The 13950-nt window shown below is 42.7% G+C and carries 11 protein-coding genes and 1 pseudogene; 4 read left to right on the plus strand and 8 right to left on the minus strand.

Annotation, left to right across the window (positions count from 1 at the left end):
• Window positions 1-2 precede the first annotated feature (2 nt).
• The 5 genes from V7O62_RS08435 to V7O62_RS08455 all read right to left on the minus strand — a co-directional run bounded on the left by V7O62_RS08435 (window position 3) and on the right by V7O62_RS08455 (window position 5291).
• Window positions 3-950 carry an ABC transporter ATP-binding protein gene (locus V7O62_RS08435; RefSeq protein WP_406655831.1) on the minus strand — a complete coding sequence of 316 codons (948 nt, stop codon included), beginning with the start codon at window positions 948-950 and terminating at the stop codon, window positions 3-5.
• Entirely contained in the window at window positions 947-1858 is a 912-nt protein-coding gene (nikC, locus tag V7O62_RS08440; RefSeq protein WP_406655832.1) for a nickel transporter permease, read from the minus strand. Before nikC ends, V7O62_RS08435 begins: the two co-directional genes overlap by 4 nt.
• Window positions 1851-2783 (minus strand): nickel ABC transporter permease, encoded by a 933-nt coding sequence (gene nikB / locus V7O62_RS08445; protein ID WP_406655834.1) that lies wholly within the window; start codon window positions 2781-2783, stop codon window positions 1851-1853. The genes nikC and nikB overlap by 8 nt, the downstream gene beginning before the upstream one ends.
• 89 nt (window positions 2784-2872) lie before the next feature.
• Window positions 2873-4441 (minus strand): ABC transporter substrate-binding protein, encoded by a 1569-nt coding sequence (locus V7O62_RS08450; protein ID WP_406655836.1) that lies wholly within the window; start codon window positions 4439-4441, stop codon window positions 2873-2875.
• Window positions 4431-5291 (minus strand): class I SAM-dependent methyltransferase, encoded by an 861-nt coding sequence (locus tag V7O62_RS08455; protein WP_406655838.1) that lies wholly within the window; start codon window positions 5289-5291, stop codon window positions 4431-4433. Before V7O62_RS08455 ends, V7O62_RS08450 begins: the two co-directional genes overlap by 11 nt.
• Window positions 5292-5669: 378 nt before the next feature.
• Between V7O62_RS08455 and V7O62_RS08460 the strand changes: the two genes are divergently transcribed.
• From V7O62_RS08460 to V7O62_RS08470, 3 genes are all read left to right on the plus strand, one after another.
• The gene (locus V7O62_RS08460; protein WP_406655840.1) at window positions 5670-9299 is read left to right on the plus strand and encodes a hydantoinase B/oxoprolinase family protein; all 3630 of its coding nucleotides are present in this window, start codon (window positions 5670-5672) and stop codon (window positions 9297-9299) included.
• A 114-nt stretch (window positions 9300-9413) separates the two neighbouring features.
• Window positions 9414-9824, plus strand: coding sequence for a bifunctional nuclease family protein (locus tag V7O62_RS08465; protein WP_406655842.1), 411 nt, complete (start codon window positions 9414-9416; stop codon window positions 9822-9824).
• 49 nt (window positions 9825-9873) lie between these two features.
• Window positions 9874-10581 carry a DUF1614 domain-containing protein gene (locus V7O62_RS08470; RefSeq protein WP_406655844.1) on the plus strand — a complete coding sequence of 236 codons (708 nt, stop codon included), beginning with the start codon at window positions 9874-9876 and terminating at the stop codon, window positions 10579-10581.
• Between the two features lie 85 nt (window positions 10582-10666).
• Here the strand turns inward: V7O62_RS08470 and V7O62_RS08475 are convergent.
• A pseudogene (locus tag V7O62_RS08475) lies at window positions 10667-10805 on the minus strand (IS1 family transposase); the annotation flags it as partial.
• Window positions 10806-11085: 280 nt separating this feature from the next.
• Between V7O62_RS08475 and V7O62_RS08480 the strand changes: the two are divergent.
• Entirely contained in the window at window positions 11086-11748 is a 663-nt protein-coding gene (locus tag V7O62_RS08480; RefSeq protein ID WP_406655846.1) for a hypothetical protein, read from the plus strand.
• Here V7O62_RS08480 and V7O62_RS08485 read toward each other — a convergent pair.
• Together V7O62_RS08485 and V7O62_RS08490 are read right to left on the minus strand one after the other, a co-directional pair.
• Window positions 11737-12567, minus strand: coding sequence for a UbiA family prenyltransferase (locus V7O62_RS08485; protein WP_406655848.1), 831 nt, complete (start codon window positions 12565-12567; stop codon window positions 11737-11739). The genes V7O62_RS08480 and V7O62_RS08485 overlap by 12 nt on opposite strands.
• Window positions 12568-12954: 387 nt before the next feature.
• Window positions 12955-13911 (minus strand): Acg family FMN-binding oxidoreductase, encoded by a 957-nt coding sequence (locus V7O62_RS08490; protein ID WP_406655850.1) that lies wholly within the window; start codon window positions 13909-13911, stop codon window positions 12955-12957.
• Window positions 13912-13950 lie beyond the last annotated feature (39 nt).

Below are 13950 nucleotides of genomic sequence, written 5' to 3' on the forward strand. Positions count from 1 at the left end.
GCTTAGTCCTGCCCTCCATCATACAGAAAACATCTGACATCTGTTCCGATTTCAGTCAAAAGCATAGCGGGGTGATCCTTTTTGCATTTATCCGTAGCATATATACATCTTGGATTAAAGCGACATCCGGAAGGAAGAGAACTAAGGCCCGGGCTTTCTCCGGGAATTGATTTTAAACCTTTGTCAGGAAGAGAAGCCAGCAATACCTGTGTATACGGATGCCTGGGTTCTGCCAATATGTTACTGATCGACGCCATCTCAATTATTTCGCCTGCATACATAACAGCAATACGATCACACATTTTTTCCGCAACATCAAGATCATGCGTGATCAGGATCAGGCTCATGTTCTTGCTTCGAACCAGATCCCGAAGAAGGTTTACAATATTATCCTTTGTTTCAGGGTCAAGACCCTTTGTGGGTTCATCAGCGATCAATAGTTCGGGGCTGAAAGCCATTCCCATTGCAATCATTATCCTCTGCTTCATTCCTCCGCTGAATTGATGAGGAAACTCTCCCATCCTGTCAGGGTCGATACCCACCATTTCGAGTATACCGGCAGTTCTTATCCTTGCTTCCTGCTTACTCATTCCCTCATGATAACGGAAGATTTCTGTGATCTGGTCACCAATACTGAGAACAGGATTTAATGCAGCAGAAGGATTTTGAAGTATAATGCCAATGCTTTTACCTCTGATACTTCTCAGTCTGCTTTCTGAAAGGGAGAGCAAATCCTCACCTCTGTAGATGATCTTCCCACTTATCTCCGTGTTTTCCGAAAGTAATGTCATGATCGCGCGACCCAGTATGGATTTCCCAGATCCGGTCTCCCCAATGATGCCAATTATCTCGTTATCCGTAACTTCCAGATCAATGCTGTTGTTGGCTTTTACGATCTTGTCCCCTGACCTGAAAAATACCCTTAGTCCTTCGATTTTCAGCAGGTTCATTCATTCACCAGCATCAATTCATTTCCTTTCGGATCAAGCATGTCTCTCAGACCGTCACCTAAAAAATTAAAAGCAAGAACAATTGTCATTATGGCAATGCCGGGAAATACAGTCAGGAGCGGTGATGTTCGCATAAATGGAATTCCTGCCTTAAGCATTGAACCCCATTCGGGAGTGGGGGACTGGATCCCAAGGCCAAGGAAGCTCAGGGCTGTCGCAAAGATAATCGCATTTGCAATATCAAGTGTTGCAAGCACTATGATAGGATTTATACAGTTTGGCAAAATGTGGCGGCGCATAATGTAGATGTCAGAAGCCCTCAGTGCTTTTGCAGCTTCGACAAATTCTTTTTCCCTCAGCGAGAAAGATATTCCTCTTACAAGTCTTGTATAAGTAGGCCAGTGAGTTAAAGCCAGTGCTATCACCACATTCAATAAACTGGGACCCATGACACCGGCAATTACAAGAGCAAGTATTATTCCCGGAAATGCCAGCACAATATCTACAAACCTCATTATGGTTTCATCGATAATCCCCCTATGGTAGCCTGAAATTATTCCCAGTGCCGTACCTATCAAAGAAGAAATAGCAACTACCATTATCCCTATTCCAAGAGAATACCTGGTCCCAAGTAGAATTCGTGAAAAAACACATCTTCCCAGATTATCCGTACCAAAGGGATATTCAAAAGAAGGAGAGCATAACCTGTTTTCCAGGTTCTGTTCAAGCGGGTCATGCAGGCTGATATAAGGACCGAGGACCGCAATAAAAGCCAGCAGAGCTATTATCACAGCACCAAAAACTGCCATCCTGTTCTGCAGAAAAGCTTCAGGCAGGTGTAATTTACTGATATGCTTATCCCTGTACAGGCTGCTCAATTTATTCTCTTGATTGCTATACTTATTCATATCTGATCCTCGGGTCCAGGAATGCATATGTAACATCGACTGCCAGGTTAACAAGTGCGAATGTCACACCGATGAATAATACACAACCCTGAACCATGGAAAAATCCCTGGCATATATGGAATCTACAAGTAATTTCCCGATTCCGGGCCAGGAAAAAATTGTTTCGACGATCACACTTCCACCAAGTAAAAAACCAAGCTGCATACCTGCAAATGTGATTACCGGCAACATTGCGTTTTTCAATGCATGTTTCAGTATTATTGTCCTGTTGTCCAGGCCTTTTGCCTTTGCTGTCACAATATATTCCTGATTGAGCACATCCAGCATACTGGAACGGGTCAGCCGGGTTGTAATGGCAGCCATGGATGCTCCCAGTGTCAGCGCAGGAAGGATGAGGTGATTAAGTCCTCCATATCCGTAGCTTGGCAATAAACGAAATGTATATGCAAATAACCATATCAATAACAGTCCCAGCCAGAAATTGGGAATGGACACACCTATCAGCGAACCTGTCATAAAGAACTGTCCTGTTATTGTATTTTTCTTGATGGCGCTGATAATTCCCGCAGGAATGGCAATAGTCAGTGATATAATTAAGCTTGCAAATGCCAGTACCAGTGTAGCCGGGAATTTGGTTGTAATCTCTTTGAGCACGTCATCAGATGTTACAAGTGATTGCCCAAGATCAAGATGCAGCACATGGTTAAGCCATTTCAGATACTGGACATAAACCGGTGCATCAAAACCTTCGGTAACCTTTACCAATTCTATTTGCTCCTGTGTCAGATCCTCGCCATACCTGGCAATCGCAATGACTTCCTCAGGTTCACCGGGTGCAAAGTGCATTGTACAGAAGGTTACAATGGTAACTCCCAGAATTACAAAAAATACAAGAAATATTCTTTTAGAGATGTATTTCAGCATTTTACCCGGCCCGAATGATTACTATTTCTTCAGTTCAGAAAAAAATTCACTACGGACATAATCAAAAAAAGAAGCAATGGTCGCAAGGCTCATTGCTCTTTTTCGATGTATACTCCGTCAAGATTAAGCCATGGATCCTCAGCAGTAATCTCATACCCTTTCACATATGAGTTCGCTGCGACTATCTTTTCCTCATGTACCATATAGAAGGCAGGAAGTTCCTCAAGCACCATCTCCTGGAGCTGGTAGTATAATTCCTGCTGCTTATCGGTATCAACCGTGGAATCAGCCGCATTTGAAAGTGTATCATACCCAGAGTTATTGTAATGTGAAAATGGGTAGGCTGACTGGTGTACAAGGAAATGGCGCGGATACGGTCCCCATACAAAGTATCCGGTTCTCAGGAGAATATCAAAGTTGCCTTCTTTTTCAAGACTTGTGATGGCTGCACTTTCAAGCACCTGGATATCCACATTCATGCCTATTTCCTGTAAACTGCCCTGTATAGCTTCCGCCATGGCAGTATGCCTTGAAGCCCATACTCCTTTTCCAACAACAAGTTTCACTGTAAGCGGTTCCCCATCCTTGTCCAAAATCCCATCGTTGTCGGAGTCCGACCAACCGCCTTCTGCCAGTATTTGCTTTGCCCTGTCAATGTCAGGTTCGTACAGATCCAGATCCGGATCAGAATACATCATTACAGGTGAAAATGCCCTTCCATTTGCTGCTGTTCCTATTCCTTCAAGAACAGTGTCAACCAGCTCTTCAGAGTCAATTGTATATGCTACGGCTTTTCTGACTTCCTTATCCTCAAAAGCTCCATTGTTACAATTGAATTGCAGGAAATCTGTGAAAGTGGTCAGTGTCCTGTAGACTTCTATGTCATCTTCCTCTTCAAGTCTTGATACATCATATTCCGGCAGCTTTATTGCCATGTCTATTTCCTTTGTTTCAAGCGCCATGACACGTGTGGTAGCCTCTGGAATCACTTTGAATACAACACTGTCAATTGTGGATTTTTCATCCCAGTAATTGTCATTTCTGACAAGTACTATTTCCTGGGCATTGACCTGATTTTCAAACTTGAATGGTCCGGTTCCAATAGGTGAAATAAAGCTACCTGCCTCATCGACACAGTTTGGACTCATGACAGGCCACGCAACGTGTGTAAGGTAAAATGGAAGTGACATGGATTTTCTCATAACAAATTTCACTGTACTATCGTTAACAGCTTCAACGTGATCCAGAGCCTTCAAAGCTCCTACTTTTTTGACATAGGATTCATTGCTATAGGAAAATACAACAGCATCCGCATTCAGTGGTGTACCGTCATGGAAATACACATCATCCCGCAGATGGAATATCCAGGTTTTACCTCCATCCGGGGTTTCCCATGATTCGGCCAGTCCCGGTTCTATATTCAGGTCAGTATCCAGGCGGATCAGTGTTTCATATATTTGTGACCATACGAATCTTCCGTCACCAGCAGGGAACTGGCTAAGGTACCAGTTGTTCACATCACTACTAATGCCTACTGTAAGTTCGTTAGTAGTTGCTCCTTCCCCTGATTCTACACAACCGGATATCAATAAGAAAGCTACTATGAACACGCATGTAATCAAACCATTCAGATTAATTCTTTTTTTATTATTTGCCATGGCTGAGTTCTCCTTTTTCCCACCAGAGCTTTACCCTGGTATTCGTAGCTCTCAAAATAAGGGAATTATTGTCTTTTTCAAGGTGATTTTTAAGATAATTACTGAGGATTTCTACCTGATTTTCCTCTGATATTTTGTAATATGACCTGAAGTGCTCAACGGCATCTTCTTCGGATGAAAAACGGTGAATGTGCTCGAATGGAAAAACACTTACATTGGGATAAATTCCCATATCATACAGGACATTATAGAGGACATTACATTTTGGTGAAGGATAATACTGGGTTCCGTGAAGAGAAGGCCAGAGTTCCTTAAAATTGCTGTCCCATGAAGTCTCACCCGCAAACCAGTAAAGGCATATGTATTTTGAAGAGACTTCTTCCATTTTCCTGACAGCTTCCCTTATATCAGGCATTCCCAATGAATAAGAAGCGATTACAATATCGTAGGATGAATCGATATCCACCCCGGTATCAATATCTTCCCAGCGTTTGTTTACACAAGTTATGTTATCTATCCGGTCCTTTGCAATCCTTTCCTCAAGCACATCCACCATTCCGCCTGAAGGTTCAACTGCGGTTATGTGGGAAACCATTTTTGAGAGAGGGATTGCCAGCGTACCTGGCCCGGATCCTATATCCAGAATCCTGGAATCCGGGGTGAGCGGAAGTTCATCGATGGTTTTTCTGATAAGTAAAGTTCCATCTTCTTCAAACATTTTTAAAAACAATTGTGCGCTTTCTTTTTCTTCCCAGATGGAAGCACAATCAACTCCATGATGGGATTGGTTTTGAAGTAATGTCTGTTCTTTCCATATTCCATTCCAATCAATCACATTTTTGTATGCCATATTCTCAACTCTTTTAGTATCTACGGGAGTGAATAAGTTGATTACATATAAATGTGTTTATTCGTAACAACTGATGCTACTAAAATTCAAAAACATGCGCTTATTGGAAATTCGAAGACTGGAATCTCCACGACACAAAGTAGGTAAGTTAATATCCTGTTTTATCCAATTTCTCTCAATGGAAGACAAAGACCTCATCCAACAAGGAATAACTCCTCTCTGATTTGTACTAGAAACGGATTTTGGAACATCAAAGAGGAGAATGAGTATTTACCCACAATGTTAGCAGAAACATTGTAATAGAGATTTTTAATTAAACCTTGCTTCTGAAGAGGGTACTTATTAACAGCCTTTGTCAGACCTTCCGGGGAGATTAACATGCCTTCAGAGAAAAGTGACACATGGGAATTCTGGATTGATCGTGGCGGTACTTTTACCGATGTTGTAGCAAAATCACCTGAAGGAAGGTTGATTACCCATAAACTGCTCTCGGTTGACCCCGAACATTATGAGGATGCAGCAATACACGGCATGCGCAGGATACTGGATCCCGTATCAGGGAAAGCGTTAGAATCAGAAGAAATATCATCCGTAAAGATGGGGACCACAGTAGGAACCAACGCCCTGCTGGAACGCAAGGGTGAAACTACGGTTCTTGTCACAACAGAGGGATTCGGGGATGCACTGCGCATAGCCTACCAGAACCGACCCGATATTTTTGCGCTGGAGATTAAGCTGCCCGGGCTGCTCTATGACAGAGTGGTGGAAATCAGGGGACGCTACAATGCCGGAGGTGAAGAACTGGTGCCCCTTGACATCAGCAAAGCCAGGGAAGAACTTGAAAAAGCATATGCTGCGGGCATAAGATCCGTTGCTATAGTTCTGATGCATGCCTACCGCTATCCGGAACATGAGCTGGAACTTAAGCAAATCGCAGAGGAGATTGGTTTTCCGCATATCTCACTTTCTCATGAGGTAAGTCCCCTGATGAAATTTGTGAGCGGTGGAGAAACTACCGTGGTGGATGCCTACCTGTCCCCAGTATTGAGAAGATATATCGATGGAATAGCCGGAACGCTGGAAAAATCAGGGAAGAAAACACACCTGATGTTTATGCAATCCGGCGGGGGACTTATCGATTCCCGGTATTTCCGGGGCAGGGATTGTATACTTTCAGGCCCTGCCGGGGGAATCGTAGGAGCCATCAGGACATCGGAGATGGCAGGTTTCAGGAATATAATTACCTTTGACATGGGAGGGACATCCACGGATGTCGCACATTACAGTGGAGAATACGAAAGGAGCTTTGAAACTGAGGTTGCAGGAGTTCACCTGCGTTCACCTATGCTCTATATCCATACAGTTGCAGCCGGAGGAGGGTCCATACTTCATTTTGACTCCGGCAGGTTCCGTGTAGGCCCTGATTCAGCAGGTTCGGAACCCGGACCTGCATGTTACCGTAAAGGTGGACCATTGACCGTTACAGACTGCAACCTGATGCTTGGGAAGATACAGCCGGAACACTTCCCGCATGTTTTCGGCCCGAAGGCAAATCAACCTCTTGACAGGGATATCGTTACGGAGAAATTCCGGGAACTTGCTGCAGAAGTCACTGAGTTCACAGGTGAGGAATACCCGGTGGAGAAAGTTGCTGAAGGGTTCCTGGAAGTTGCTGTGGAGAACATGGCAAATGCAATTAAGAAAATATCCATCCAGCGGGGATACGATATCAAGAATTACACTCTCTGCTGCTTCGGTGGAGCCGGAGGCCAGCATGCATGCCGGGTGGCGGATTCACTCGGACTGAAGACTGTCTTTATCCATTCTCTTGCAGGTGTGCTCTCTGCATACGGCATGGGACTTGCCGACCAGAGAATACTGAAGGAGCATGCTGTGGAGCATGTGCTGAATGACGGACTGGTCGCTAGCCTGAACGCGGATTTTGCCAGGATAGGGGCAGAAGGAAAAGAAGAGATGCGGATGCAGGGGGTTAAAGAGGAAAACATCAGGGCATTGCAGAGAGTGCATGTGAAGTATAAGGGAACCGATACCCCCCTGATAGTTGATTCCGGGGAAACGGAAGACATTGCCAACGCTTTTGACCGTGAGCATAAAAAACGCTTCGGATTCCTGATGGAAGATAAGGAACTTGTCGTTGAAGCCATCTCAGTAGAGATAATAGGTGCCGGCGAAAGTGTAGAGGAAAATGAGATATCGTTCCTGAAGGATGGCAAAAGTGAGACTTTATCCGGCGTACTTATGTACACCTATGGTAGGTTCCATGAAACGCCAGTTATGAGACGTGAGGATATAGAAACAGAAACGGATATTTTCGGGCCTGCCATAATCGCGGAGACGAATACAACAGTTGTTATTGAGCCAGGCTGGAAGGCCAAACTCACTCCTTCAAATTCCCTGATACTCACAAAAACACAGCAAGTCTCAGAAATTAAGGCGGTAAGCGAAGAAGTAGACCCCGTGATGCTTGAGATATTCAACAACCGCTTCATGTCTATTGCAGAACAAATGGGCTATACACTCAGGAATACGGCCTATTCGGTTAATATTAAGGAAAGGCTTGACTTTTCGTGTGCGGTCTTTGACAGTAAAGGGAATCTCGTGGCTAATGCACCCCATATACCTGTTCACCTGGGCTCCATGAGAGAAAGTGTCAGGTCAGTGATGAAACAGTTCGGAGATATGCAGGCTGGCGATGCCTATATGGTCAATTCTCCTTTCGGAGGTGGGACACATCTGCCAGATGTTACTGTTGTCACACCTGTTTTTATTGGGAACAAGGCAGCCTTCTATGTGGCCTCACGTGGACACCATGCGGATATTGGAGGAATCAGCCCGGCTTCCGTGCCTCCCGGAAGCAAGAACATAGAGGAGGAAGGGGTCATGACTAACGGAATGCAAATAGTCAAACACGGCCGTTTCCTGGAGGACGTGGTAAACCAATGGTTGCTATACAGTAAGTATCCGGCACGGAATCCGAAACAGAACATAGCGGATTTGCATGCCCAGGTTGCTGCGAACGAGAAAGGTGTAATGCAGCTAAAACAGCTTGTAGAGCACTTTTCTTTTGAGACCGTAGAAGCATATATGAACCATGTGCAGGACAATGCCGAGCAGGCTGTGAGGGAAGTTATCACACTCCTGGGAAGTGGGGAATCGGTGCTGCGCTTTGATGATGGAAGTGAGATCAGGGTAAAGGTGAGCATTGACAGGGAGAGAAGAGCTGCACACATAGATTTTACAGGAACATCGCCCCAGCATCCGGGTAATTTCAATGCGCCGGTAGCTGTTTGCAGGGCGGCTGTACTTTACGTGTTCAGGACGCTGGTACATGAGGATATTCCGCTGAATGAGGGCTGCATGAAGCCTCTGGAAATTTTCATACCAAAGGATTGTATGCTTAATCCATCATATCCTGCTGCGGTGGTGGCAGGGAATGTGGAGACATCCCAGGCAATAGTAGATGCACTCTTTGCAGCTCTTGGGGTGATGGCAGGCTCGCAGGGTACGATGAATAATTTCACTTTCGGGAATTCAGAATTCCAGTATTATGAGACCATCTGTGGCGGTTCGGGAGCTGGAGATGGTTTTAACGGAACGGATGCAGTGCATACCCATATGACAAATTCAAGAATTACGGACCCGGAAGTCCTGGAGTGGCGCTTCCCGGTGCTCCTGGAGGAGTTCTCTATCAGAAAGAATAGTGAGGGGAAAGGAAAATACACAGGCGGATGTGGCGCCATTAGAAAGATACGCTTTTTAGAGCCTATGGAAGCGGCTATACTTTCAGGTCACAGGAAGGTAGCCCCAATGGGACTTAAAGGCGGTGAGGACGGGAAGACGGGACACAACTATATCGTTAAAAAGGATGGAGTAGTTATTGAACTAGGGGGAAAGGCAGAATGTGCGGTAGACGCAGGAGATGTCTTTGTCATTGAGACTCCGGGAGGTGGAGGCTTCGGATATTTAAAGGGGAATCCTGAAAGATAGTCTTAATTAATGACGCTTGTAAATTTACTATGTAAATCGTGAACAATGCAAAATTCTGTTAATCATATGAACTCTGATACAAATTTAAAGGAAGTTACCGTGAAGGGGGTCTTCATGGTAAATATAGTGGGGAGATCGGTTCCTGCCGTGATGCTTGAGGATGAAGAGGGGTCACTTATGCCGATACACATCGGCAATGCAGAAGCACTTTCTATTAACTCGGTTCTGAGAAATGAGACTATGCCCCGGCCAATGACACACGATCTTATCGTCTCTATGCTTGAAAGGCTTGGGACAAGAATAGAGAGCATTTTCATCGACGAGAAGATAGATAATATTTATTATGCAAGGCTGAGTCTCGACAGGGAAGGGAGTAGTATTGAGTTTGATGCCCGTCCGAGCGATTGTATTGCGATGGCCCTGAGGCAGAGTGCGCCTATTCTTATTGACCGGGATATCTTCGCGGACGATTCTATTAGCAAGGAGAGTTTCCAGCTCTCAAAGTCCGTTGACGAGATGGAATAGACGGACACCTGCACAAAAATAGTGTGTTGAAATCTAAAGAAGTACTTCCATGAGACATAGAATTTTTTACAACCCGTTGAAATTCTTTTTCACCATAATGCTGGCGATGCTACTTGCCTTTAGTATATCCATTCTTTTCTTCGGTCTTGCAAGTACGGCTTTTGCGAGGGTAGGGTTCTCATGGACCGATGCTTTCATCCTGCTATTCCTCTCTCTTATAGGAAGCGGGATCAATATACCGCTAATAACCATAGAATCCGAAACACCTATAGAAGATCACCAATATGTGAAGGTCTTCGGTGTTTCCTACCGCGTTCCCTACAAGGAAACCTACAAGACAAAGACTACACTGGCGATTAACGTAGGTGGTGCCGTGATACCCGCAATGGTGTCATTCTACCTGCTTTTCCTTTTCCCCGAAGCTATCATCTATTCTATTTTCGCAACCACTATGGTGGCCCTGGTCACCAAGCTGGTGGCCCGCCCCGTTAAAGGTGTGGGCATTGTTTCACCTGCAATCATCCCCCCGGTTGCAGCCGCACTGAGTTCTATGCTGGTGGTCTCCCTGGGAGGAGCCAGTCGTGACATGCTTTTCATCACAGCCTACGTGAGTGGGACTATGGGAACACTCATCGGAGCTGATTTGCTGAACCTGAAGGCTATAACTAAAATAGGAGCACCGGTGGCAAGTATTGGCGGTGCGGGGACGTTTGACGGGGTTTTCCTGGCAGGGGTTATTGCGGTGTTGTTGTTGTGAGAAATATGTAGATTATGATTTAGGAAATAGGGCCATTGTTAATTAATAGCTATTTCTGTGATTCATCAAGAGAAGGACAGAGTATTTTAACATATGGAGGAAAATCAATTGACTTGAGTTCTACTGCATTAAGTGTATCCATAATCATGGCATTTGTAACGTTGAAGTTCATTGATTTTACCATTCTTCTTGTTATTGAAACTTTTGTACTTAGGACAATCCATATTTAATTATAAGTTGTCACAGCATCTAGCTCTATTTGAATACCAATGCCTCCATCAAGCATAATAGTCCTTTATAGATGATGGGGATGAAACTAGTTTTACATAGTCTGAGGTTGAAGACCAGCTCCTTATCTCTTTCTAAAACCAAAGAAATAAACAAAAATACTGCCACATGGCAAATAATTTATTTATTTTTAGTTATGTAGTTGCCATAGATAATTTGTACAAATCAAATATGGTTGAAATATTATTACACCAAATCTATATTAGCGTGGTTATAATGAAGAATGAGAATACTAAAAAATTAAAAGAAATTGCTCAAAAAATTTCGGAAACAACTTATCTTAATGAAACTGATATATTTATTATATTAACTTTAATGGAAAACAGCAAGATTACGAATGCTGAACTTGCTAAAATACTAGATTTTAAAGATGGAAATTCTGTTGCTTATCACATTCGCAGTATGCAAAAAGAAGAACTTCTAGATAGATATACGCTCATTCCAAATTGGAAAAAAATAGGATTGTCAACTGAGTTTATCATACTTGCAGAAGCTGAAACCGAAGAGCAATTACTTGAAATTGAAAAAATACATATTATGGAAACTGAAATTTATGCATCCAAAATTGGTGATATCGTAGTGACACCTACAATTTCTGGTTGTGTAATCTTGCAAAATATTTACCATTGTTTTGGAGATAAAATAATGGCAATTATAATTGGCAGAGCCACTTCAGATCAAGATGCTGCTGTTTATTGTAAGAATTATCTTGTAAACAAGTACCCTGATCTAAAGATAAATCTTCTGATGAATAAATATAAAACGGTTAGTGAATTCATTATCGATACAAATGTCGTTAAAAAAGTAAAAGGATTTTTCCACTTATCAGAAGAAAGATCCTCCCATACTATAAACGAACTGGAACAATTAGAAAGTTAATATTACATTCATGACTAACATAGAAAAGTTTGGTACTGTGAGAGTCATCACCATTCTATTTTTTAGTTTTTTTCCTTTGGATACAGGATCAAACATTAAGATTTGGATGCATCCAATTGCCAATACAATGTAGACAAAAACACCAACAAACATCTCTTGCTCTTTTATTGGCAAATAAACTAATGGAATTAGTGGAAGTACTGTTAGCAAAACACAAATACCTGCTGCTTTTTTAACTCCAACCAGTAAAGGTAGAGAATTTACGTCTCCATCAACATCTTTAAAATCTTTTAAAAACGTAAGTGAAAATATCAATATAAATATGTAAGCAGCAACCACTAAACTATCGATTGTCAATGGTGAGTAGACACTCCAAGCACCAATTGATTCCAAAGCAAAGCATACTGCCATATTAAGCATAGCAATACCAGGTATATCCTTCATGCGAAAATATGGATGTGAATACATTACTCCACCAATTATGATACCTGCCAGTAGACACAGGAACAATATGAAACTTAAATGCAGAGAAACAACAAGTGCCACAGAAAATAATAAAAGCATATATGTTAATGCACTTTTTACAGAAATATTACCAGATGAAATGGCTCCTTCGGGTTTACAAATTTTATCGATATCGACATCAAAAATATCATTTATGATGTCGCAACCACTGTGTATCATTGTCCCTGCCAGAATTATTAAAAATGCTCTATAATCCCACATTCCAAGAACAACGCAATTTATTGCAACCACTGACACATCGACTATACTTCCTTTTAGTTTTAGAATTGATATATATGGATTCTTTTGAATCATTTTTATACCTCAAAGATATCAAAGTGACCAATATGATTTTAAGAATATGATAAAAATTCACTAAAAGCTAAAATAAAAATCATAGATATGGCTAAATGCAAACAAAGTAATCTTCATATATAATCAAGAAATGCATTGAACAAGATTAGTAGACACTGATTATGAATATAGAGTACTAAAAATAAGTGACAGTTCTTTCCCGATTCCAATTTAGTTTTTATTAAAAATGTAAAGATGAACGAAAAAAGATGGCTTGAATTTTTCTTATAAACTCTACTCAGGAATATTTAAGAGTTCTCACTTACATTTTCATGGCCATTAATCATCGAATATGTTTAGCTCGAGCATATCAAAGTGGCAGCCTCCAAACCCGAACCCATCCAGCTATCAAATAATAACCTCACTTACATCCCTTCTCGGTGAACGCGGCAACATCTCCGCATATCCCAGTCTCAGTAAAATCTGGGGATGCCTGCTACCTGCAGATAACAGTTCCTGCAACTTACGTTTAAGCTCCGGCATCTCACATGGCTGGTTGAGATGAGCATTCCTTATACCAAGGGATGTAGCACACAAAGACAGCCTTTCGAAACTGCGACCGGTCTTGATCCAGGAATCCACATCATTGTTATCTGACAGCATGACCATCAATGCGGACGAACTTCTGATGTTCTCTACATCCTTTTTAGACTGAGATTTCGCGTTCAGGAAGAACTTCATGAACAGTTTTCCGATAAAACGGGGCACAGACGGGCTTCCAGTAGTCTCAAAACTGAGACCGTCACGGTATCTGTCCACTTCCTTTCCGTTAAACCTGATCCATGAGGCAAGTTCCTGCATGAAAGCACGATTGTTCATCTGTATGTTATTGCCTTCACTGACAAGTCCTGCAACATCTTCAATCGTTTCTGGGTCAGTAACAGAAAGTGCCGACACACCCTGTTCCAATGGTAACGATTCGAGCATTTCCATATCATTTTCCGGGATAGGTCTTCCATCATACCGGCTCCGGGTGCTCTGCCTTTCGGGGATGATATTGAATAGGTGGTCATTTCCGGCTTTGCCATCCGAAAGTTCCAGGTTCACACAAATTGAGCCATCATCAGAAGAATGAGAAACAGAGGTTTCATATCCCTTATGCTCCGCAGCTATCACCAGATTTTCCACCGCACATCCCAGGCTGATGTACAGTTCCCTGTCATCAGGATCAACGACAGGAAGTCTTCTTGAAAAATCAGGATAGATACAGACAGATCTTTCCTGTATCCTGAACTTCCAGGGTTGTGTATTATGCCCCGAAGGAGCCATTGTTGCATAGCTGATGAGTTCGTTCATATCTGCCATCTGTTCACCCTTACATGTGATATCTCAATGGGAAAGGTT

Source organism: Methanolobus sp. ZRKC2 (genome assembly GCF_045291185.1).
Taxonomy (GTDB): Archaea; Halobacteriota; Methanosarcinia; order Methanosarcinales; family Methanosarcinaceae; genus Methanolobus.